At 66.4% G+C, this 20252-nt stretch carries 22 protein-coding genes; 9 read left to right on the top strand and 13 right to left on the bottom strand.

The features are described 5' to 3' along the window. Positions 1-245: 245 nt before the first annotated feature. Positions 246-548 carry a hypothetical protein gene (locus ACEF39_RS08275; protein WP_500287595.1) on the bottom strand — a complete coding sequence of 101 codons (303 nt, stop codon included), beginning with the start codon at positions 546-548 and terminating at the stop codon, positions 246-248. Between the two features lie 131 nt (positions 549-679). Between ACEF39_RS08275 and ftsY the strand changes: the two genes are divergently transcribed. From ftsY to ACEF39_RS08260, 3 genes are all read left to right on the top strand, one after another. Then, positions 680-2023: a signal recognition particle-docking protein FtsY gene (gene ftsY / locus ACEF39_RS08270; RefSeq protein WP_500287594.1), complete on the top strand. Its 1344-nt coding sequence runs from the start codon at positions 680-682 to the stop codon at positions 2021-2023. 81 nt (positions 2024-2104) lie between these two features. Then, positions 2105-3229, top strand: a complete 1125-nt coding sequence (mutY, locus tag ACEF39_RS08265) for an A/G-specific adenine glycosylase (protein WP_500287593.1) — start codon at positions 2105-2107, stop codon at positions 3227-3229. A 5-nt stretch (positions 3230-3234) separates the two neighbouring features. After that, a complete protein-coding gene (locus tag ACEF39_RS08260) occupies positions 3235-3504 on the top strand; it encodes an oxidative damage protection protein (RefSeq protein ID WP_132825380.1) in 270 nt (89 codons plus the stop codon). 73 nt (positions 3505-3577) lie between these two features. Here ACEF39_RS08260 and ACEF39_RS08255 read toward each other — a convergent pair whose 3' ends face one another. From ACEF39_RS08255 to ACEF39_RS08210, 10 genes are all read right to left on the bottom strand, one after another. Beyond that, positions 3578-4036 carry a DUF6491 family protein gene (locus tag ACEF39_RS08255; protein WP_500287592.1) on the bottom strand — a complete coding sequence of 153 codons (459 nt, stop codon included), beginning with the start codon at positions 4034-4036 and terminating at the stop codon, positions 3578-3580. Positions 4037-4232: 196 nt separating this feature from the next. Then, entirely contained in the window at positions 4233-4946 is a 714-nt protein-coding gene (gene lolD / locus ACEF39_RS08250) for a lipoprotein-releasing ABC transporter ATP-binding protein LolD (RefSeq protein ID WP_500287591.1), read from the bottom strand. Next, entirely contained in the window at positions 4939-6180 is a 1242-nt protein-coding gene (locus ACEF39_RS08245) for a lipoprotein-releasing ABC transporter permease subunit (RefSeq protein ID WP_500287590.1), read from the bottom strand. The genes lolD and ACEF39_RS08245 overlap by 8 nt, the downstream gene beginning before the upstream one ends. Positions 6181-6203: 23 nt before the next feature. Then, positions 6204-6653, bottom strand: a complete 450-nt coding sequence (locus ACEF39_RS08240; RefSeq protein ID WP_500287589.1) for a hypothetical protein — start codon at positions 6651-6653, stop codon at positions 6204-6206. Then, positions 6604-6852: an FAD assembly factor SdhE gene (locus ACEF39_RS08235; protein WP_089240366.1), complete on the bottom strand. Its 249-nt coding sequence runs from the start codon at positions 6850-6852 to the stop codon at positions 6604-6606. The genes ACEF39_RS08240 and ACEF39_RS08235 overlap by 50 nt, the downstream gene beginning before the upstream one ends. A 97-nt stretch (positions 6853-6949) precedes the next feature. After that, on the bottom strand, positions 6950-7735 hold the full coding sequence (locus ACEF39_RS08230) for a succinate dehydrogenase iron-sulfur subunit (RefSeq protein ID WP_025878815.1): 786 nt from the start codon (positions 7733-7735) through the stop codon (positions 6950-6952). Positions 7736-7801: 66 nt separating this feature from the next. Beyond that, positions 7802-9592, bottom strand: coding sequence for a succinate dehydrogenase flavoprotein subunit (sdhA, locus tag ACEF39_RS08225; protein WP_500287588.1), 1791 nt, complete (start codon positions 9590-9592; stop codon positions 7802-7804). 31 nt (positions 9593-9623) lie between these two features. Next, a complete protein-coding gene (gene sdhD / locus ACEF39_RS08220) occupies positions 9624-10010 on the bottom strand; it encodes a succinate dehydrogenase, hydrophobic membrane anchor protein (protein ID WP_025878813.1) in 387 nt (128 codons plus the stop codon). Beyond that, the gene (sdhC, locus tag ACEF39_RS08215; RefSeq protein WP_089240360.1) at positions 10007-10399 is read right to left on the bottom strand and encodes a succinate dehydrogenase, cytochrome b556 subunit; all 393 of its coding nucleotides are present in this window, start codon (positions 10397-10399) and stop codon (positions 10007-10009) included. The genes sdhD and sdhC overlap by 4 nt, the downstream gene beginning before the upstream one ends. 57 nt (positions 10400-10456) lie before the next feature. Next, on the bottom strand, positions 10457-10630 hold the full coding sequence (locus ACEF39_RS08210) for a DUF1674 domain-containing protein (protein WP_500287587.1): 174 nt from the start codon (positions 10628-10630) through the stop codon (positions 10457-10459). 39 nt (positions 10631-10669) lie between these two features. Between ACEF39_RS08210 and ygfZ the strand changes: the two genes are divergently transcribed. Beyond that, a complete protein-coding gene (gene ygfZ / locus ACEF39_RS08205) occupies positions 10670-11545 on the top strand; it encodes a CAF17-like 4Fe-4S cluster assembly/insertion protein YgfZ (RefSeq protein WP_500287586.1) in 876 nt (291 codons plus the stop codon). A gap of 124 nt (positions 11546-11669) precedes the next feature. On the opposite strand, the gene ACEF39_RS08200 is transcribed toward ygfZ, so the two are convergent. Beyond that, entirely contained in the window at positions 11670-12752 is a 1083-nt protein-coding gene (locus tag ACEF39_RS08200) for an ABC transporter ATP-binding protein (protein ID WP_089240356.1), read from the bottom strand. A 352-nt stretch (positions 12753-13104) separates the two neighbouring features. On the opposite strand from ACEF39_RS08200, the gene zwf reads away from it, so the two are divergent. From zwf to eda, 5 genes are all read left to right on the top strand, one after another. After that, on the top strand, positions 13105-14541 hold the full coding sequence (zwf, locus tag ACEF39_RS08195; protein ID WP_340568408.1) for a glucose-6-phosphate dehydrogenase: 1437 nt from the start codon (positions 13105-13107) through the stop codon (positions 14539-14541). After that, the gene (gene glk / locus ACEF39_RS08190) at positions 14538-15545 is read left to right on the top strand and encodes a glucokinase (protein ID WP_500287585.1); all 1008 of its coding nucleotides are present in this window, start codon (positions 14538-14540) and stop codon (positions 15543-15545) included. The genes zwf and glk overlap by 4 nt, the downstream gene beginning before the upstream one ends. Then, positions 15542-16264 (top strand): 6-phosphogluconolactonase, encoded by a 723-nt coding sequence (gene pgl, locus ACEF39_RS08185; RefSeq protein WP_500287584.1) that lies wholly within the window; start codon positions 15542-15544, stop codon positions 16262-16264. Before glk ends, pgl begins: the two co-directional genes overlap by 4 nt. Positions 16265-16322: 58 nt before the next feature. Next, positions 16323-18239 (top strand): phosphogluconate dehydratase, encoded by a 1917-nt coding sequence (gene edd, locus ACEF39_RS08180; RefSeq protein ID WP_500287583.1) that lies wholly within the window; start codon positions 16323-16325, stop codon positions 18237-18239. A 231-nt stretch (positions 18240-18470) separates the two neighbouring features. Further along, complete coding sequence (gene eda / locus ACEF39_RS08175; protein WP_500287582.1) at positions 18471-19130, top strand: bifunctional 4-hydroxy-2-oxoglutarate aldolase/2-dehydro-3-deoxy-phosphogluconate aldolase; 660 nt, start codon at positions 18471-18473, stop codon at positions 19128-19130. Positions 19131-19420: 290 nt separating this feature from the next. Here eda and ACEF39_RS08170 read toward each other — a convergent pair whose 3' ends face one another. Beyond that, positions 19421-20068, bottom strand: a complete 648-nt coding sequence (locus ACEF39_RS08170; RefSeq protein ID WP_025878804.1) for a response regulator — start codon at positions 20066-20068, stop codon at positions 19421-19423. Positions 20069-20252: the final 184 nt, after the last annotated feature.

Here is a 20252-nt window from a genome sequence, read left to right as displayed (position 1 = left end):
CGCCATTGCCCCGGTAGAGGCCAACCTTGGTTGGCGCTGTCGCTGCCCTGGCAGGTGCCAACCTTGGTTGGCACTTGAAAAGCTGCCGAGCATGGTTCGACTGCAAAAGCGTGCCAACCAAGGTTGGCACCTACCAAGGCGCATCGCGGTTGTCCTCAGAAGCACGGCGAGGTTGGTATTCCGCAGAAACAGGCCGCCACGATTGCCCTCATGGCCAGCCACCGGCCCGCCCAGAACCGGTAGGATCAGGCCTGCCGATCCAGCAGCGAGCCCAGCATCTGGTCCTCGCGGCGGATCACCGCAGCGTTGGCAGCAAACGCCACCACCTCGGCCTTGGCGGCCAACAGGTCACCCAGCGGCGTGGTCGGGCCTGTGTCACCAGTAGAGATCACCCGAGTCTCCACCCCACCCTGCGCTGCCGCTCCGCGCTGCAGTTGCAGTCGCGGGGCATTCGCGGTCGCCAGGTTGGCCACGTTGTGCGCGGCCACCTGCACGCCCCGCTGGGCCGCACGCATCCCGCTGAGGGCAACACCGGTCACATCGTTCATCGGCGGTCTCCCAGGCCGCCCAACGCAGCCTTCCGCACCGGTTAACGGCCGCGCGGCTGCGACCTTGAGTCCACGCCGGCCAGACAGGCCCGGGTGGTAGCATATCCCTCTGATTTCAGCGCCTTTTGCCAATGCTCAGTTTTTTCCGCCGCAAGAAGCCCCAGGACGCCGCCACACCGGACGCGCCCAAGACCCAGCACTACTCGGCTGAAGAGCTGGCGGCGGCATTCCCGTCGGCCGCGCCGCCCGAGCAGGCCCCGGCCGCACCGGTAGCACCGCCCGTGGCGGAAGCGCCTGTGCCGGCTGCCATTCCCGATGTCGTTGCGCCCGCAACGTCAGCGGCACCGGCTCCGGCTCCGCAGGCAACGCTGGAACCGCCGCAGGAAGCCATTCCGGAAGCCGCGCCGGACCGCGTGCTGGCGCCGGAGAACTTCGCAGCCGAAGCGGCCGCCGCCGCTGCGGTCCTCGCTCCGCTGGCCCCGGTCATCCCCGCGCAGGAACCGGCCGCCCCCGCCGCCGACCTGCCGGTGCTGGTCGATGCCCCGCCTGCCCCGGCCGGCAAGCCCGGCTGGCGCGAGCGCCTGCGCAACAGCGCTTTCGCCCGCAGTTTCGGCGGCCTGTTCTCACGTAATCCCAAACTCGATGACGACCTGCTGGACGAGATCGAGACCGCGCTGCTGACCGCCGACGTCGGCGTTGCCGCCACCACCGACCTGATCGCTGACCTGCGCAAGCGCATGAAGGCGCGCGAGTTCATCGATGCCAACGCCCTGCTGGCAGCACTCCGCGCCGATCTGATCGCAATCCTGCAGCCGGTGTCCAAGCCGCTGGTCATCGACCGCAACGCCAAGCCCTTCGTGGTGCTGACCGTCGGCGTCAACGGCGTCGGCAAGACCACCACCATCGGCAAGCTGGCCAAGCGCTTCAAGGACGAGGGCCACAGCCTGATGCTGGCCGCTGGCGATACCTTCCGCGCTGCCGCCGTGGCCCAGTTGCAGATCTGGGGCGAGCGCAACGGCGTGGCCGTGGTCGCGCAGGGGCAGAACGCCGATGCCGCCTCGGTCGCCTACGACGCACTGCAGGCCGGCAAGGCCCGTGGCACGTCGGTTCTGATCGCCGATACCGCGGGCCGCCTGCACACCCAGTCCGGGCTGATGAATGAGTTGGGCAAGATCCGCCGCGTGCTCGGCAAGATCGACGAGAACGCGCCGCACGAAGTGCTGATGGTGATCGACGGCACTACCGGCCAGAACGCGCTTTCGCAGCTGCGCCAGTTCAATGCCGCGGTCAAGGTGACCGGCCTGGTGGTGACCAAGCTGGACGGCACCGCCAAGGGCGGCGTGGTGTTCGCGCTGGCCCGTGAGTTCGGCATTCCGATCCGTTTCGCCGGCATCGGCGAGCGCCCGGAAGACCTGCGTGTGTTCGATCCGGAAGCTTTCGTCGACGCCCTGTTGCCCGAAGCGCTGGGTGCCTGACACACCGCGCAGCCACGCATGGCGTGGCTCTACTGCAACCCGGTAGAGCCACCCCATGGGTGGCTGCCTCTTGGAGTACCGATGCCCCGCCAGCCGAACGCCAGCGCCAAGCCAGCTCCTGAGCACGGCTTCGTCGCCCGCCTGCTGCACTGGTTCGACGACCACGGCCGCCACGACCTGCCGTGGCAGCATCCGCGCAGCCCGTATCGGGTCTGGTTGTCCGAGATCATGCTGCAGCAGACCCAGGTGGCAACGGTCATTCCGTACTTCCACCGTTTCCTGCAGCACTTCCCCACCCTGCCCGACCTCGCCGCCGCCAGCAACGACGCGGTGATGGCGCAGTGGGCTGGACTGGGCTACTACGCGCGCGCACGCAATCTGCATGCCGCCGCCAAGCGCTGCGTGGCCGAGCACGGCGGCGACCTGCCGCATGATTTCGATGCCCTGCACGACCTGCCCGGCATCGGCCGCAGTACCGCCGGCGCGATCCTCAGCCAAGCCTGGAACGACCCGTTCGCGATCCTCGACGGCAACGTCAAGCGCGTGCTCAGCCGCTATCACGGCGTCGAAGGCTTTCCTGGCCTGCCCGCCGTCGAAAAGCAGCTGTGGGCCATCGCCGAAGCACAGGCCGCCCAGGTCCCGGCGGCGCGCATGGCCGACTACACCCAGGCGCAGATGGACCTCGGTGCGACGGTCTGCAGCCGGTCCAGACCGGCCTGCGTGATCTGTCCCCTGCAGGAGGATTGCGTGGCCCGTCGCGAAGGCCGCACGGCCGAGCTGCCAACAGCAAAGCCGAGCAGGGTGCTGCCCGAACGCGAGGCGGTGGCCCTGCTGCTGCGCGACAAGCAGCAGCGCGTGCTGCTGCAGAAGCGGCCGGACACCGGCATCTGGGCGCAGCTGTGGACGCTTCCGCAGGCCGATGCGGGCAGCGAGCTGCAGGACTGGTTCGACGTGCACGTCGATGGTTCGCTGGAAGATGCCGAGGAACTACCGGTGCTGCAGCACACCTTCAGCCACTACAAGCTGCATCTGCAGGTATTGTCACGGCAGGTGCACGGCCTGCGCGTCGAAGAACCCACGCTGCGCTGGGTCGGCGCCGCCGAACTGTCTGTACTGGGTTTGCCAGCCCCTATCCGAAAACTGCTTGATGGCACACCCATCAAGGCCCCCAAGCGAACCTCCGCGAAATCCCGCAACCACGAGTGAGTGCCATGCCCCGAACCGTCTTCTGCCAGTACGAACAACGCGATGCCGAGGGCCTGGACTTCGTGCCTTACCCGGGCGAGCTGGGCCAGCGTGTGTTCAACCACATCGGCAAGCCGGCCTGGACCGCGTGGCTGGCACACCAGACCATGCTGATCAACGAAAACCGTCTCTCCCCGCGAAAGCCGGAGCATCGCGCATTGCTGGAAACGGAACTGGTGAAGTTCCTGTTCGAGAAGGACGCGGAGAAGCCCGCCGGGTTCGTACCCGAGGCCTGACTCCCGGTAGTGCCGGCCGCTGGCCGGCAACCTGGCACATCCGGGGTGCCGGCCAGCGGCCGGCACTACCGCATCACTTCGCGGGCGACATGGATTCCTCGCGTTCCTGCACCTGCGCCTGGCGCATTTCCTTTTCCTCTGCCCGCAGCGACTTCACGTCCAGCTTGCGGATGGTCTTGATGAAGCACGGCATGCGCGGGCCACTGGTCGGGTCGCGCACCAGCACCTTGTCGAACGGCGCCGAGACACGCCCCATGTGGCTGGTCAGGCCGATCGCGGGTGCGTAGGACAGATCCGGGCACGGTCCGCTCAGCTCCAGCAGGTAGGCTTCGCTGGGCTTGGTCCAGACCGCCAGCGCGCTGTCGCCCAGTTCGGTCCAGCCATTGAGGCTGCCGAAGAACTGCATGTCCTTCTGGGGGGCCCCGGCGTGGGCACGATACAGCTCCAGCTTCTCGGCACTGCCCAAGCGGCCAGTCGTTGCACAGCCAGCCAGGGCCAGGCACAGCCCGGCGATCAACAGCGGGGTCTTCATGGTGATCTCCACGGACGAACTGTGTACATCATGCGCCCAGTCATGCAGCGCCGGCGCGACGGCCGGCGGCCCAGTTCAGCCGTTGGTCGGTGGTCCCAGATCGCTTGCAACCGCGGTAGCCGCCAACCTTGGTTGGCGCCTGCGCTGCAGGACCAGCCGACCAAGGTCGGCATCTACCAAAGCGGGCCCAGCCCGCTCAGACGTCGGCGTGGGCCAGCGCGTGCAGGCGCCCTTCGCGCAACTCCAGCACACGGTCCAGGCGTCGCGCCAGCGAGCGGTCATGGGTGACCAGTACCAGGCTGGTGTGGCGGGCACGATTGAGCTCGAGCATCAGCTCGAACACGGTCGCGGCCGTGCGGTCATCCAGGTTGCCGGTCGGCTCGTCACCCAGCACGCAGGCCGGGTGATTGACCAACGCGCGCGCCACTGCAGCACGCTGGCGTTCGCCACCGGACAATTCGCCGGGCTTGTGATCCAGGCGATGGCCGAGGCCGACCGATTCCAGCAGCGCAGTGGCGCGCGAGCTGGCCTCCGCCACCGCTGTACCGGCCAGCATCACCGGCATCATCACGTTTTCCAGCGCGGTGAATTCCGGCAACAGATGGTGGAACTGGTAGACGAAACCCAGCGCCTGGTTGCGCAGCAGGCCGCGCGAGGTATCAGACAGCGCGGACATGCGCTGGCCGGTGACATAGACCTCGCCCGCGGTGGGCGTATCCAGCCCACCGAGCAGATGCAGCAGCGTGCTCTTGCCGGCACCGGAGGCGCCGATGATCGCAACCGTCTCGCCTGCGGTCACCGTCAGGTCCAGGCCATCGAACACCGGGGTCTGCATGCGCCCTTCAGCGTAAGTCTTGCCCAGTACTTCGGCACGGATCACTTCATCGCCGCGGTTGAAGACCTTATTCATAGCGCAGGGCCTCCGCCGGCTGGGTGCGTGCTGCCCGCCAGGCGGGATACAAAGTGGCCAGGAAGCTCATCAGCAGCGCGATCAGGGTGATCACCACGATGTCGCTGGTCTGCATGTCGGTGGGCAGGCCGGTGATGTAGTACACGTCCTCCGGCAGCAGCTTGACGTTGAACACGGACTCGATGGCGCCGAGGATGCGCTCAAGATTCAAGGTCAGGGTGATGCCGCCGATCAGGCCGGCGAGCGTGCCGAAAATGCCGATCAGCGAGCCCTGCACCATGAACACCTGCATCACTCCGCCCGGGGTCAGGCCGAGGGTGCGCAGGATCGCGATATCGGCCTGCTTGTCGGTCACCAGCATCACCTGCGAGGACACCAGGTTGAACGCGCCCATGGCGATGATCAGCGAGAGCAGGATGCCCATCACCACTTTTTCCATGCGCAGCGAGTGATACAGGTTGGCGTTCTGCTGGGTCCAGTCGCTGACCCGATAGGCGCCGCCGAGGTTCTGCGCCAGGTCCACGCCCACCTCCAGCGAGCGGTCCATGTCATGCAGTTTCAGGCGGACGCCGGTGGCGCCATCGGAACGCAGTACGCGCTCCAGGTCTTTCATGTTGGCAAAACCCACACCGCGATCGACTTCGTTGTAACCGGCCTCGAAGATGCCGCTGACGGTGAAGCGTTTCATCCGTGGCACCGCACCGGCCGGCGTGCCCTGCACTTCTGCAAAGGTCACCAGCACCTGGTCACCGACGTCCACGCCAAGCCAGACGGCCAGTTCCTTGCCCAGCAACAGGTTGAAGCTGCCCGGGGTCAGGCTGCCATAGCTGCCCTTGGTGACCTTCTTGTCGATCACCGACACCTTCGGCTCCAGCGCCGGATCGATACCCTGGATGATCGCACCCTGCACACGCGGGCCGCTGATCATCGACTGGATCTCGATATACGGCGCAGCACCGGCCACGCGCGGATCCTTGCTGGCCACATCGACCACGCGCATCCAGTCCGGCATCGGTTCACCGTCGCGGCTGATGGTGGTGTGTGCGGTCATCTGCAGCAGGCGGCTGCGGATTTCCTTCTGGAAACCGCTCATCACCGCCAGCGTGGTGATCAGCACCGTCACCCCGAGCGCGATGCCCAGGATCGATGCCATCGAAATGAAGGAGATGAAGCCGTTGCGGCGCTTGGCGCGCAGGTAGCGCAGGCCGATTGCCACGGGAATGGGTTTGAACATGCAGGCACGCCAGTCGATTCAGCCTATGGTGCCACCGACCGGGGCCGACGGGAAACGCTTCGTGCGGCCACGGCCAGTCGCAGTTCACGTCGTTGTACGCGATCAAGCACGTCCGGCCAGAACAACAGGCGCCTGCGACGCCGGCCATCACGCCACTGCAGCAGCAGCCAGGGCCCGCGCACTACCAGTCGCGGCTCGGGAATATCCTGCCCGTCCACGCGCAGCGGCTCAGGCAGGGGCGGCAGCCGCAGCATGGCGCGGGGCCGCTGCAGGCGCCACGCCAGTTCGGCCAGGCCCAGCACCCAGACCCCGATCAGTACGGGAACAAGGTGCGCCGGCGGCAGATCCGAAGCGCGCAACAGCCACGGCGCGGCCAGCAGCACGCTCAGCTGTGCGCAGGCCTGCAGCCGCGACGGGCGCCACTCAAGGCTTGAGGGCGAGGATCTTGTGCATGAGGGGGACGGCGTGCGCATGTGGGCAGGCCTCGTAGCCCATGAACCAGCGCCACAACTTATCGTCCTCGCAATCGAGCAGGAACAGGAAAACCTCGCGCTCTTCGGTCGGCGCACTGCTCCATTCGCGGTCCAGGTAGCGACCGAACAACTGGTCCAGTTCGCGCATGCCGCGCCGGCAACGCCAGCGCAGCTTCTTCAACAGAACATCTTCTTCCATCGTGTCTCTCCAGATACAGCAAAGCCACGCATGGCGTGGCTCTGCTGGGAGGTGCAGCCACGCGTGGCGTGGCTCTACCGGGTACAGCCGGGCCGTATCAGGCGCGGCGTTCCATCATCAGCTTCTTGATCTCGGCGATCGCCAATGCCGGGTTCAGGCCCTTCGGGCAGGTCCGGGCGCAGTTCATGATGGTGTGGCAGCGATACAGCTTGAACGGATCTTCCAGATCGTCCAAGCGCGCACCGGTGTCCTCGTCGCGCGAATCGATGATCCAGCGGTAGGCCTGCAGCAGGATCGCCGGGCCCAGGTAACGCTCGCCGTTCCACCAGTAGCTCGGGCAGCTTGTCGAGCAGCACGCGCACAGGATGCACTCGTACAGACCATCGAGCTTCTTGCGGTCTTCCGGCGACTGCAGGCGCTCACGGTCCGGCGGTGCCGGGGTCTGGGTGCGGATCCACGGCTTGATCGAGGCGTACTGCGCGTAGAAGTGGGTCAGGTCCGGAACCAGATCCTTGACCACATTCATGTGCGGCAGCGGGTAGATCGGCACTTCCTTCTTGCCGCAGTCCGAGATGGCTCGGGTGCAGGCCAGGGTGTTGGTGCCGTCGATGTTCATCGCGCACGAACCACAGATACCTTCGCGGCACGAGCGGCGGAAGGTCAGGGTCGGATCGATCTCGTTCTTGATCTTGATCAGCGCGTCCAGGACCATCGGGCCGCAGGCGTCCAGATCGACGTCATAGGTATCGGTGCGCGGATTGCTGTCGTCGTCCGGACTCCAGCGGTAGATCTTGAAGGTGCGCACGTTCTTGCCGCCGGTCTTGGCGGGGAAGTGCTTGCCCTTCGTGATCTTGGAATTCTTGGGGAGTGAAAACTCGGCCATGGCTGCTCTCGTTGGCTCAGGCGGCCCGCGCCCTAGGGCGCGGATTGCATGTTAGGCGGGGTCGGATCAGTACACGCGCGGCTTCGGCGGCACCACGGACACGTCATCGGTCAACGTGTACATGTGCACCGGACGGTAGTCGAAGCTGCACTTGCCCTTCTCGTCCACGCTGACCAGGGTGTGCTTCTGCCAATTGACGTCGTCGCGGTCAGGGAAGTCCTCGTGCGCGTGTGCGCCGCGGCTTTCCTTGCGCTGCTCGGCCGAGTTGATCGTCGCCACCGCGTTCAGCAGCAGGTTGTTCAGCTCGTAGGTCTCGATCAGGTCCGAGTTCCAGACCAGCGAACGGTCGGAGACCTTCACGTCCTGGAACGAGTCGAAGATCTTGTCCATCTTCTCGCAGCCTTCCTTCAGCGTCTGGCTGGTACGGAAGACCGCCGCGTCGGCCTGCATGGTGCGCTGCATGCGATCGCGGATGACCGAAGTCGGGGTATCGCCGTTGGCGTGGCGCAGCTTGTCCAGCAGGCCCAGCGCCTTGTCGCAGGCGTCGGCCGGCAGGGTCTTGTGCGAGGCGCCGGGGGTGATCGTCGCAGCGCAACGATTGGCCACCGCACGCCCGAACACCACCAGATCCAGCAGCGAGTTCGAGCCCAGGCGGTTGGCGCCGTGCACCGAAACGCAGGCCGCTTCGCCGATGGCGTACAGGCCCGGCACGACCGCATTGTCGTTGTCACCGACCCTCTGCACCACTTCACCGTGGTAGTTGGTCGGGATGCCGCCCATGTTGTAGTGCACGGTCGGGATCACCGGGATCGGCTGCTTGTGCACGTCGACGCCAGCGAAGATGCGGGCGCTTTCGGCGATACCCGGCAGCTTGTCGTCGATCACGCCCGGGCCGAGGTGGGTCAGGTCGAGCAGGATGTGGTCCTTGTGCTCGCCGACGCCGCGGCCTTCGCGGATCTCGATGGTCATCGAACGGCTGACCACGTCGCGCGACGCCAGATCCTTGTAGTGCGGTGCGTAGCGCTCCATGAAGCGCTCGCCGCTGCTGTTGCGCAGGATGCCGCCTTCACCGCGGACACCCTCGGTGATCAGGCAGCCGGCGCCGTAGATGCCGGTCGGATGGAACTGCACGAACTCCATGTCCTGCATGGCGATGCCGGCGCGCATGGCCAGGCCGCCACCGTCGCCGGTGCAGGTGTGCGCCGAGGTGGCGCTGAAGTAGGCGCGGCCGTAGCCACCAGTGGCCAGCACCACGCCCTGGGCGCGGAACAGGTGCAGGGTGCCGTCGGACATGTCCAACGCCAGCACGCCGCGGCAGGCACCTTCGTCATCGAAGATCAGGTCGAGTGCGAAGTACTCGATCATGAAGCGTGCGTCGTGCTTCAGCGACTGCTGGTACAGCGTGTGCAGCATTGCGTGGCCGGTACGGTCGGCCGCCGCGCAGGTACGCTGCGCCGCCGGGCCTTCACCGTACTGGGTGGTCATGCCACCGAACGGACGCTGGTAGATCTTGCCTTCGGCGGTGCGGCTGAACGGCACGCCGTAGTGCTCGAGCTCGATGATCGCCGGAATCGCTTCACGGCACATGTACTCGATGGCGTCCTGGTCGCCCAGCCAGTCCGAACCCTTGATGGTGTCGAAGAAGTGGTAACGCCAGTCGTCCTCGCCCATGTTTCCGAGCGCGGCGGAGATACCGCCCTGGGCGGCGACGGTGTGTGACCGGGTCGGGAAGACCTTGGTCAGGCACACGGTCTGCAGGCCCTTGGCGGCCAGGCCGAACGTGGCACGCAGGCCGGCGCCGCCGGCGCCCACCACGACCATGTCGTACTTGTGTTCGGTAATCTTGTAAGCGGACATCTAGTCTGGATTCCTGTCTTGGCGCCTGGGCTCAGGCAACGCCGAGGGCGATGCGGCCCACCGCAAACACACTGACGATCATGCCGAGCACGGCAACGAACTTCACCGCGGTCTGCAGCACCAGGGCCAGCAGCGATTCGTGGATGTAGTCCTCCAGCACGACCTGCAGGCCGAGCTGGGCGTGCCAGAACATGGCGATCAGCAGGCCGATCAGCGGAACGGCGTTCCACGGCTTGGCGATCGCGGCAGTGGCGGTCACGTAATCCGAGCCCAACAGGCCCAGCACGAACACCAGGAACCAGATGCCCAGCACCACCAGTGCGGCGGCAGTCAGGCGCTGATGCACGAAGTGCTCGGTGCCGGTCTTGGCCGAACCGAGACCGCGCACGCCCTTCAACGGGGTACGGAACTTGCTCACGCGGCACCTCCGAACATCACATAGGCCCACACCGCCAGGGTGATCAGCAGGCTGCCGATCACCGACATCCAGCTGCTGCGGATGAAGGTGGCAATGCGGAATCCGATCGCGAAGTCCTGCACGATATGGCGGATGCCATTGCACAGGTGATAGGCGAACGACCATGTCCACGCGAACAGGAACACGCGGCCATACCAGGCCCCGGCATGGCCGGTGAAGCAGTTCCAGGATTCGGGCCCCATCATCAGAGCCAACAGGCCTCCGGCGATGATGAGGGCACCAACAGACAGAAAGACGCCAGTGGCTCGATGCAGGATCGAGGTGGCCATCTGAATCTGCCAGCGATACACCTGAAGGTGCGGAGAAAGGGGACGTTGTCTGGTCGCCATTCGCTGGGCTCGTTGTCTCGGCTGGGCGGCATGATGCCGCGTTGGCTCAATGCTGGATCAGAAATCGATGCAGCGTCCGTTTTTTTCCCAATCGCCATACCGCACCGGATCGAGTCCGCCGCGGCCACCGAATTCTTCTTCCACCTCTGGTTGTTCCACGGGCACAGGGACCGGGGGAACCAGCAGGGCTTCAGCTTCGGCGTCGGGAGTGGGGGTTGTTTGGCCTATCATGATGGGTCTCGCAACGCACAAATTTTAGACCTCGTTCACGTGCCTGACAACCTTCCCCCTGCTTTCGTCGCATATCCGCGCCTGCCCGGCCATCAATTGCTGAGCCTGCAGGGCGTGGATGCAGCTGCTTTTGCCCATGCCCAGTTCAGCAGCGACGTGACCGCCCTGCCCCTGCTGCACTGGCAATGGAGCGCGTGGCTGAGCGCCAAAGGCCGCACCCTGGCGGTGTTTCAGCTGCTGCGGCTGGCCGATGACCATGTGCTGCTGATACTGGCCGACAGCGATGCCGATGCGATTGCGTCGCAACTGCAGCGCTTCGTGTTCCGCCGCAAAGTGAAATTGCAGGTGCACGCCGACCTGGCAGTGGCCGGGGCCTTTACTGCGCCGGAAGCCGCTACCGGCGCTGCCATCGCGCTGGCCGGCAGCCACGGCTGGGAGCTGGACCTTGGCAGCGACGCACTTCCCCGCACGCTGCGCATCGGTCCGGTCGATGCCTTCCCGGCCAGCGACGAAGCCGGGGACGCCACCTTTGCTCTGGCCTGGCGCCAGGCCGACCTGCGCTTTGGCCTGCCGCGATTGGAAGCGAGCCAGCGCGAAGTGTGGACCCCACAGCAGCTGGGCCTGGACCGCCTCAACGGCTATAGCGTGAAGAAGGGCTGCTACCCCGGTCAGGAAATCGTCGCGCGCACCCATTTCCTCGGCAAGGCCAAGCGCGCGGTGCAGCTGCTGCATACCGCAGCACCAGCGCAGGCCGGCGATGGCGTGCAGCAGGATGGCACCACGCTGGGCACCCTGGCCAGCGTGGCAGGCGATCTGGCACTGGCGGTGCTGCCGCTGGAGACCAATGACGGCGAACTGCAGGTGCGTGATGCGCCCGCGCAGCGGATGCCGCTGCTGGACGGCCTGGCGCGCTGAGGCGGGTTGGTGCGGATCTGCACCGGTGGGTGCGGACCGTTGGTCCGCACCGGATGGGTAGTGCCGGCCGCTGGCCGGCAACCACGCATCGATGAGATTGCCGGCCAGCGGCCGGCACCACCGCTTACAGGCGCTCGCCGGTTTCCGGGTTGAAGAAATGCAGGCCCTGCGGGTGGATCGCCACCCGGATGTCCTCGCCCACGCCAGGCAGCGACTGCGGCGCCACGCGCATGGTCAGCGCGTGCTGGCCGCTGCTCATGTTGACGAAGATCTCGTTGCCGACCGGCTCAATGCCTTCGACGCGCGCGGTGAACGCATGGGTGTCTTCGCTGTCTGCCGGTTGCAGGTGTTCGGGACGCACGCCCACCGCGATCGGCTTCTGCAGCCACGCCGGATCGATCGTTGCCTGCCCCAGCGGAGCCTGCCACGCACCATCAACCACGGTCACGCCACCGGCATCGCCCTGCAGCGTACCGCGCAGCACGTTCATCGCCGGACTGCCGAGGAAACCGGCCACGAACAGGTTGGCCGGACGGTCATACAGCGCCATCGGCGTATCGATCTGCTGGATGACACCGTCCTTCAGCACCACGATGCGCTGGCCAAGGGTCATCGCTTCGACCTGATCGTGGGTCACGTAGATCATGGTGGTGCCCAGCTTGCGGTGCAGCTGCGCGATCTCGGTGCGCACGCTGTGGCGCAGCTTGGCGTCAAGGTTGGACAACGGCTCGTCCAGCAGGAACACCGCCGGCTCGCGCACCAGCGCACGGCCCAGTGCAACACGCTGGCGCTGGCCGCCGGACATCGCCTTGGGCAGCTTGTCCATCATCTCGGTCAGGCCCAGCGTCTGCGCGGCTTCGCTGATGCGCTTGTCGATGGTCGCCTTGTCATGCCCGCGCAGCTTCAGGCCAAAGGCCAGGTTCTCGGCCACGGTCATGTGCGGGTATAGCGCGTAACTCTGGAACACCATCGCGATGTCACGATCCTTCGGCGCCACGTCATTGACCACGCGATCGCCGATGGTCAACGTGCCGCCGCTGATTTCCTCCAGCCCAGCCACCATCCGCAACAGGGTCGACTTGCCACACCCGGACGGGCCGACCAGCACCATCAGTTCGCCGTCGGCCACCTCGAACGTGGCGTCCTTCACCGCGACCTGGCCGTTGTCGTAGACCTTGCGCACACCCTGCAACTGCACTTTTGCCATTTCACTCATCCAGTCCGCCCGACGCCGGGCTGTCTTTTGGGACTGCCTCGGCCCTCCCGATGGCAGTGATGATTGCGCGGTTGCCGCATGACGGCGACCACTGCAATCGAATACAGTTGCCCATTCTGCCATGTAAACGTTTTCACGTGGCACTATCCGACAGTCGGTGCGCGCCGACCTGCATCGTCGACCGAACGAAGGGTTGCCGCTGTAGTGGTTTCGATTGGAACGGTGCTCCGCCAACCCGGAAAACCGATCCAGATGAGCCTCGGACAGGCAGTTGCGCGGATGTCCCCCGAACCCAGCCATGAAGCGATTGACAACGATGTCACCCGGATCTGAAACTCGAGCGATGCACGACACACTCTTCCTGTTTGGTGCCACAGGTGATCTGGCCCAGCGCTACCTGTTCCCTTCGCTGCTGCGCCTGCTCGGCGACGGCCTGCTGCCGGAGGATTTCCGCATCCGTGCGCTGGCCCTGTCCGGCCACGACACCGAAGCCTTCCATGACATCCTGCGGCCACGACTGCAGCAGGCGATGCCGATGGCCAGCCAGGAGGACATCGCCTCCCTGCTGCGTCGCATCGACTACCGCTCGGTCGACCTGCGCGACGTCGACTCGGTCGCCGCCGCGGTGTCCGACCTGGTCGACCGCCGCTGCGTGAGCTATCTGGCGATCCCGCCGGGCCTGTACATCTCCACCTGCGAAGGCCTGGCCAAGGGCGGCGCGCTGGCCGCACCGGCGCGCCTGATGCTGGAGAAGCCGATCGGCAGCGACAGCGAAAGCGCCGAGGAGATCATCACCACCATCGGCCAGTGGATCGACGAAGACCGCGTGTTCCGCCTGGATCACTACCTGGGCAAGGCGGCGGTACAGAACCTGATCGCGCTGCGCTTCGGCAACACGCTGCTGGAAGCGGTGTGGAACCGCAATTACATCGAATCGGTGCACATCCTGGTCGCCGAAAGCGAAGGCGTGGATGGCCGCGATGCCTACTACGCGCGCTCCGGCGCCCTGCGCGACATGGTGCAGAGCCACATCCTGCAGCTGCTGTGCATGGTGGCGATGGAGCCGCCGGCGTCGCTGGAAGCCGACCGCATCCGCGACGAGAAGGTCAAGGTGCTGCGTGCGCTGCGCCCGCTGGATGCCAAGCACGCAGCGCGTGACAGCGTGCGTGGCCGCTATACCGCCGGCAGCATCAACGGCCAGCCCGCACAGGCCTACCAGCCGCCGGAAGGCAGCGACGTGGAGACCTTCGCCGGTGTCACCGCGCACATCGACAACTGGCGCTGGAGCGGCGTGCCGTTCCATCTGGTCACCGGCAAGCGCCTGCCCGAGCGCACCACCCGCGTGGTGGTGACCCTAAAGCCGGTCACGCATTGGTTGTTCGAGCGTCCGCAGCGCGCGCAGGCCGCACCGAATCGCCTGGTGTTCCAGCTGCAGCCGCAGGAGAACATCGAACTGGGCCTGATGAGCAGCCTGGCCGGCCCGGAATGGGGCGCGCTGGAACTGCAGCCGCTGGAGCTGGAACTGTCGGTACCGACCGGCCTGCATCGCCGCATCGCCTACGAACGCCTGTTCCTGGACGCCTTCAACGGTAACCACACCCTGTTCGTGCGCGATGACGAAGTGCGCGCCGCCTGGGCCTGGATCGACAGCGTTGCCGATGCCTGGAAGGCGGCCGACCTGCCGCTGGAACCCTACCCTGCCGGCCAGTGGGGCCCGGCCAACGCGGTCGACTTCCTGCCGCAGGGCGTGGATGCGCCCGACAGCGGTGCCTCGGCATGAGTGCCAGCTCGCAGCCCGTGCTGGTCGCCGACATCGGCGGTACCAACGCCCGCTTCGCCCTGGCCGATACCTCGCTGGACGCCCCCTTGCTGAAGGACAGCATCCGCGAGTTCGCGGTGGCCCAGTTCCCTTCGCTGGGCGATGCCGCCCGCCACTATCTGGAACAGGCCGGCGCCACCGCACGCCGTGGCGTGTTCGCAGTGGCCGGCCGCGTTGATGGCGATGAAGCACGCATCACCAATCATCCGTGGGTGATCTCGCGCAACCGCACTGCGGCGATGCTCGGTTTCGACGAACTGCACCTGATCAACGACTTCGCCGCACAGGCGATGGCCGTCGGCCTGCTGCAGCCCGATGACGTAGTGCAGATCGGTGGTGCACAGTGGGTTCCGGCAACGCCGGGGCAACCGCGCAACTACGGTGTGATCGGCCCGGGTACCGGCCTCGGCGTCGGCGGCCTGATCGTGCGCCATGGCCGCAGCTACCCGCTGGAAACCGAAGGTGGCCATGTCAGCTTCCCGCCGGGCACGCCTGAAGAAGTGCGCATCCTGGAAATCCTCTCCGAGCAGTTCGGCAGGGTCTCCAACGAGCGGCTGATCTGTGGCCCCGGCCTGGTCAACATCCATCGCGCGGTCTGCGAGATGGCCGGCTTCGATCCTGGCCAGCTGCAGCCGCCGGATGTGACCGCCCGCGCCGCCCTCGGTGATCCGCAGGCGATGCGTGCCGTGGATGTGTTCTGCGCCGTGTTCGGCGCCATCGCCGGTGACCTGGTGCTGATCCAGGGCGCTTGGGACGGCGTGTTCCTGACCGGTGGCCTGGTGCCGAAGATGCTCGATTCACTGCAGCATTCCGGTTTCCGCCAGCGCTTCGAGCACAAGGGCCGGTTCTCTTCGATCATGGGCCGGGTACCGTCGCTGGCCATCATGCACCCCTGCCCCGGGCTGCTGGGTGCCGCTGCCTATGCCAGCGATGTTGAACACGATGTAGCAGGAGCTGCCACATGACCCCGATCTTCCAGGACGACCGTATAGATTTCATCAACCACGGCGATGCCGATGGCTGGATCGAAGCGGTCGCTGCCGAAATGGCACAGGCAATCAACCACGACATCACCGAGCTGGGCCGCGCACGCATCCTGTTGTCCGGCGGTACCACGCCAGCACCGGTGTACCAGGCGCTGGCCGAGCTGGACGTGCATTGGGACCGCGTCGAAGTGAGCCTGGCCGACGAGCGCTGGTTGTCGCCGCAGGATCGCGACAGCAATGCCTGGCTGGTGCGCGAGAACCTGCTCACACGTGCCGAAGGTGCACACTTCGATCCGCTGGTGCGGATCGGCAAGCCGCTGCCCGAGTGCGTGTACACCGCCAACCTGCAGGCCCAGCACAGCCAGGCGCCGAGCCTGGTCGCACTGGGCATGGGCAACGATGGCCATACCGCCTCGCTGTTCCCGGGCTCGCGCGACCTGCAACGTGCCCTCGAAAGCACCCTGCCGTATGCCGCGCTTGATGCCACCGGCTGCCCCGGTGCCAACCAGTGGCCACTGCGCATCACCCTGACCCCGCGCGGCCTGGGCCAGTGCCGCCAGCGTCTGCTGCTGCTGCGCGGCAAGCAGAAACTGCAGGTGCTGCGCCAGGCATTGGACAGCAACGACCCGCAGCAGTATCCGATCCTCAACGCGATCAACCTGGACGGCGCGCGCCTTCGCGTCCACTGGGCTGATTGATGTCGGCCGCGGCGCCCTCGCGCCGCATGCCTCTCGCCACCTCGAACGCCGGTAGCCAATGAGCCTCCATCCGCAACTGCAAGCCATCACTGAGCGCGTCATCCGCCGCAGCGCCGCCTCGCGCGCCGCCTATCTGGCAGCGATCGACGCCTCCCTGCGCGATGGCCCGTTCCGCAGCCGCCTCAGCTGCGGCAACCTCGCCCACGGTTTCGCCGCCTGTGGCGGCACCGACAAGAGCCGCCTGCGCGGCGGCGTGACGGCCAACCTGGGCATCATCACCGCCTACAACGACATGCTGTCGGCGCACCAGCCGTTCGAAACCTATCCCGAACAGATCCGTGCGGTGGCGCGCGAACTGGGCGCGACGGCACAGGTTGCCGGCGCTGTGCCGGCGATGTGCGACGGCGTGACCCAGGGCCGTGGCGGCATGGAGCTGTCGCTGTTCTCGCGCGATGTCATTGCCCAGGCCACCGCGATCGGGCTCAGCCATGACATGTTCGATACCACTGTGTACCTCGGTGTGTGCGACAAGATCGTGCCGGGCCTGCTGATCGGCGCCCTCGCCTTCGGCCATCTGCCCGCCGTGTTCGTGCCGGCCGGCCCGATGACGCCGGGCATCCCCAACAAGCAGAAGGCCGAAGTGCGCGAGCGCTACGCCGCCGGCGAAGCCACCCGCGAAGAACTGCTGGAAGCCGAATCAGCGTCCTACCATGGCGCGGGCACCTGCACCTTCTACGGCACCGCCAATTCCAACCAGGTGCTGCTGGAAGCGATGGGCGTGCAGCTGCCGGGCGCATCGTTCGTCAATCCGGACACGGCGCTGCGCGATGCACTGACCCGCGAAGCCACCGAGCGCGCACTGGACATCACCGCCCTGGGCGACGACTTCCGTCCGCTGGGCCGGATCATCGACGAGCGCGCGATCATCAACGCGATCATCGCGCTGATGGCCACCGGCGGTTCGACCAACCACACCATCCACTGGGTCGCCGTAGCGCGGGCGGCCGGCATCGTGCTGACCTGGGACGACTTCGACGAGCTGTCGCAGCTGATTCCGCTGCTGGCGCGCGTCTATCCGAACGGCGAGGCCGACGTAAACCGCTTCGCTGCAGCGGGTGGCCCGGCGTTCGTGTTCGGCGAGCTGATCAAGGCCGGCCTGATGCATGGCGACCTGGTCAGCGTGGCGCGTGGCGGCATGGCCGACTACGCCCGCGAACCGCAGCTGCGCGATGGCAAGCTGGTGTATCTGCCGGGCCTGGAACGCAGCGCCGATGAAGAAGTGGTGCGCGGTGTCGACAACCCGTTCGAGAGCCAGGGCGGCCTGCGCCTGCTGCGCGGCAACCTGGGCAAGTCGCTGATCAAGCTGTCGGCGGTGAAGTCGCAATACCGCACCATCGAAGCGCCGGCCGTGGTGGTTGATGCACCGCAGGTATTGAACAAGCTGCACGCCGGCGGCCTGCTGCCCGAGCATTTCGTGGCGGTGGTGCGTTATCAGGGCCCGCGTGCGAACGGTATGCCGGAACTGCATTCGCTGGCGCCGCTGCTGGGCCTGCTGCAGAACCAGGGCCGGCGCGTGGCGCTGGTCACCGATGGCCGCCTGTCCGGCGCGTCGGGCAAGATTCCGGCCGCGATCCACGTGACCCCGGAAGCCGCACGCGGTGGTCCGCTGGGCAAGGTGCGCGAGGGCGACATCATCCGCCTGGATGGTGAAGCCGGCACGCTTGAAGTGCTGGTGGACGCGGCCGAATGGGCTGCACGTCCGCATGCGCCGAATACGGCGCCGGCCGCCAACGACCTGGGCCGCAACCTGTTCGCGATCAACCGGCGCGTGGTGGGGCCGGCGGATCAGGGTGCGATCTCGATTTCGTGTGGTCCGGCGGCGGCTGATGGTGGGCCGTGGGATTACGACGCGGAGTATGAGCTGGGGCACGATGCTGCGGCTGCGGCGGCGCCACATGAGGCCAAGGACGCGTGAGGGATTGAAGAGCGCTGCGGGTATGCGTGGGCGGTGAGCGTCCTGGTTGAGGCGGCGGGTAGCCCCCACCAGGACACGCCGTAAACCCATCCATGGGGGCTCGGTCGCGGCATCCATGCCGCTCACGGTCCTGGTGGGGGCTACCCGCCGCCTCCGGACAGTTTCCCGGCGCCCTCGCGCCGCGAAGTGATCACTGAAAATCAAATTCGAAAGCAAAGGCAGAAGCAGAGCATGGGTATCGAACAACATCAGGTGCGGGCGGCGGAGTTGCTGCATGCGGCGGGCATCCTGCCGGTGGTGACGATTCATACGCTGGACCAGGCGCGTGCGGTCAGTGCGGCGTTGCTGGAAGGCGGATTGCCGGCGATCGAGCTGACGCTGCGGACGCCGGTCGCGATGGAAGCACTGGCGATGCTCAAGCGTGAGCTGCCGGAAGTGGTGGTCGGCGCGGGTACCGTGTTGACGGTGGAGCAGATGCAGCAGTCCATCGATGCGGGCGCGGACTTCCTGGTGACCCCGGGCACGCCGCCGGTGCTGGCCGATGCGCTGGCTGCGGCACCGCTGCCGGTGGTGCCGGGTGCAGCCACGCCGACCGAACTGCTGGCGCTTTACGCGCGTGGCTTCCGCGTGTGCAAGCTGTTCCCGGCCACGGCCGTGGGCGGGTTGGCGATGATCAAGGGTGTAGCCGGCCCGATTGCCGACCTCAAGCTGTGCCCGACCGGTGGCATTACCGAAAACACGGCCGCCGAGTACCTGGAGCAGAAGAACGTGGTCTGTATTGGTGGCTCGTGGATGGTGCCGGGCAACTGGATCGACGCCGGCCAGTGGGACAAGGTGCGCGAAAGCGCGGCGCAGGCCGCAAAGATCATCAAGCGCGTACGCGGCCACTGAAGCACTACGGGGCCAGAGCCCTTTCCCGCCGGGAAAAGGATCCGACCCCAGTCTACGAGCGCGCAAAGCGCGCGACCCGCTCCTGCACTTCCCTCTTCATTCCGCGGTAGCGGCGCACGGAACCTGTCCGTGGCCCTGCGGAGGGATTGCGCAGGGGCGTAAGCGCCATGGATGGCGCGCCCGAGCCTCCAGGGATGGATTCACGGCGTCCCCTGCGCAATCCCTCCGCAGGGCCAACCCCATGAAACCAACCGCCCCACCGCGAGGGGCTCAGCCGTTGGCCGAAACCCTTACAGCGGCCGTGCCGGGTCCACCAGCCCGTACTGGCTGGCCATGCGTGCCAACGCGATGTTGTCGTGGATTCCCATCTTCTCGAACAACCGCGCCTTGTGCGTGTTGACCGTCTTAGCGCTCAGGCTCAGACGTCGGGCGATGTCTTCCTGCCGCAGGCCCTGGGTCAGCAGCAATGCCACTTCCAGCTCACGCGGCGACAGGTTGTCGAACGGCGAGCCGTTGCCTTCCACGGTGGACAACGCCAGGTTCTGCGCGATGCTCGTGCCCAGGTAACGCCGTCCGGCGGCCACGTCGCGCACCGCACGCAGCAGTTCCTGTGCATCGCAGCCCTTGCCGATGTAACCGGCAGCCCCGGCTTCGAGCAGGCGCTTGGGCAGCGGACCGTCCTCCAGTACCGACACGATCACCACCCGCGTGCTGCGGTGGCCACGGACGATGCGCTCGGTCACTTCCATCCCGCTCACGCCGGGCAGGTGCAGATCACACAGCACCACGTCCGGCTGCAGCTGGCGGATCGCGGGCAGCGCGTCTTCACCCGTCTCGGCCTCGCCCACCACTTCAATGTCGGTTTCACTCGACAGTATCATTTTCATCCCGGTGCGGACCAGCGCGTGGTCATCCACCAGGTAGACTCGAATCGTCATTCACGTACCTCTTCGAATGCGGCCAATACGGGTCAACCTAGGCAGGAGCACCTGACCACTGCAAGCGCGGATGTTGCGCAAATCCGGCGTTCTGCCTTGCGCATCACATTCTTCACGCACTGATCGTGCCCCTTGCCCCGCAGAACCCGTTACAACGAAACAACCCGTCCCTCAGGTAGACGCC

Origin of the sequence: Stenotrophomonas indicatrix, assembly GCA_041545745.1 — a bacterium.
GTDB classification, from domain to species: domain Bacteria; phylum Pseudomonadota; class Gammaproteobacteria; order Xanthomonadales; family Xanthomonadaceae; genus Stenotrophomonas; species Stenotrophomonas indicatrix_A.
This window is presented reverse-complemented; position numbering and strand designations above follow the sequence as displayed.

Bases quoted from the DNA above. Each gene is read 5' to 3' on its own strand.
- ACEF39_RS08275 (WP_500287595.1), bottom strand. From the start codon at position 548: ATGAACGATGTGACCGGTGTTGCCCTCAGCGGGATGCGTGCGGCCCAG.
- ftsY (WP_500287594.1), top strand. From the start codon at position 680: ATGCTCAGTTTTTTCCGCCGCAAGAAGCCCCAGGACGCCGCCACACCG.
- mutY (WP_500287593.1), top strand. From the start codon at position 2,105: ATGCCCCGCCAGCCGAACGCCAGCGCCAAGCCAGCTCCTGAGCACGGC.
- ACEF39_RS08260 (WP_132825380.1), top strand. From the start codon at position 3,235: ATGCCCCGAACCGTCTTCTGCCAGTACGAACAACGCGATGCCGAGGGC.
- ACEF39_RS08255 (WP_500287592.1), bottom strand. From the start codon at position 4,036: ATGAAGACCCCGCTGTTGATCGCCGGGCTGTGCCTGGCCCTGGCTGGC.
- lolD (WP_500287591.1), bottom strand. From the start codon at position 4,946: ATGAATAAGGTCTTCAACCGCGGCGATGAAGTGATCCGTGCCGAAGTA.
- ACEF39_RS08245 (WP_500287590.1), bottom strand. From the start codon at position 6,180: ATGTTCAAACCCATTCCCGTGGCAATCGGCCTGCGCTACCTGCGCGCC.
- ACEF39_RS08240 (WP_500287589.1), bottom strand. From the start codon at position 6,653: ATGCGCACGCCGTCCCCCTCATGCACAAGATCCTCGCCCTCAAGCCTT.
- ACEF39_RS08235 (WP_089240366.1), bottom strand. From the start codon at position 6,852: ATGGAAGAAGATGTTCTGTTGAAGAAGCTGCGCTGGCGTTGCCGGCGC.
- ACEF39_RS08230 (WP_025878815.1), bottom strand. From the start codon at position 7,735: ATGGCCGAGTTTTCACTCCCCAAGAATTCCAAGATCACGAAGGGCAAG.
- sdhA (WP_500287588.1), bottom strand. From the start codon at position 9,592: ATGTCCGCTTACAAGATTACCGAACACAAGTACGACATGGTCGTGGTG.
- sdhC (WP_089240360.1), bottom strand. From the start codon at position 10,399: ATGGCGACCAGACAACGTCCCCTTTCTCCGCACCTTCAGGTGTATCGC.
- ACEF39_RS08210 (WP_500287587.1), bottom strand. From the start codon at position 10,630: ATGATAGGCCAAACAACCCCCACTCCCGACGCCGAAGCTGAAGCCCTG.
- ACEF39_RS08200 (WP_089240356.1), bottom strand. From the start codon at position 12,752: ATGGCAAAAGTGCAGTTGCAGGGTGTGCGCAAGGTCTACGACAACGGC.
- zwf (WP_340568408.1), top strand. From the start codon at position 13,105: ATGCACGACACACTCTTCCTGTTTGGTGCCACAGGTGATCTGGCCCAG.
- glk (WP_500287585.1), top strand. From the start codon at position 14,538: ATGAGTGCCAGCTCGCAGCCCGTGCTGGTCGCCGACATCGGCGGTACC.
- pgl (WP_500287584.1), top strand. From the start codon at position 15,542: ATGACCCCGATCTTCCAGGACGACCGTATAGATTTCATCAACCACGGC.
- edd (WP_500287583.1), top strand. From the start codon at position 16,323: ATGAGCCTCCATCCGCAACTGCAAGCCATCACTGAGCGCGTCATCCGC.
- eda (WP_500287582.1), top strand. From the start codon at position 18,471: ATGGGTATCGAACAACATCAGGTGCGGGCGGCGGAGTTGCTGCATGCG.
- ACEF39_RS08170 (WP_025878804.1), bottom strand. From the start codon at position 20,068: ATGACGATTCGAGTCTACCTGGTGGATGACCACGCGCTGGTCCGCACC.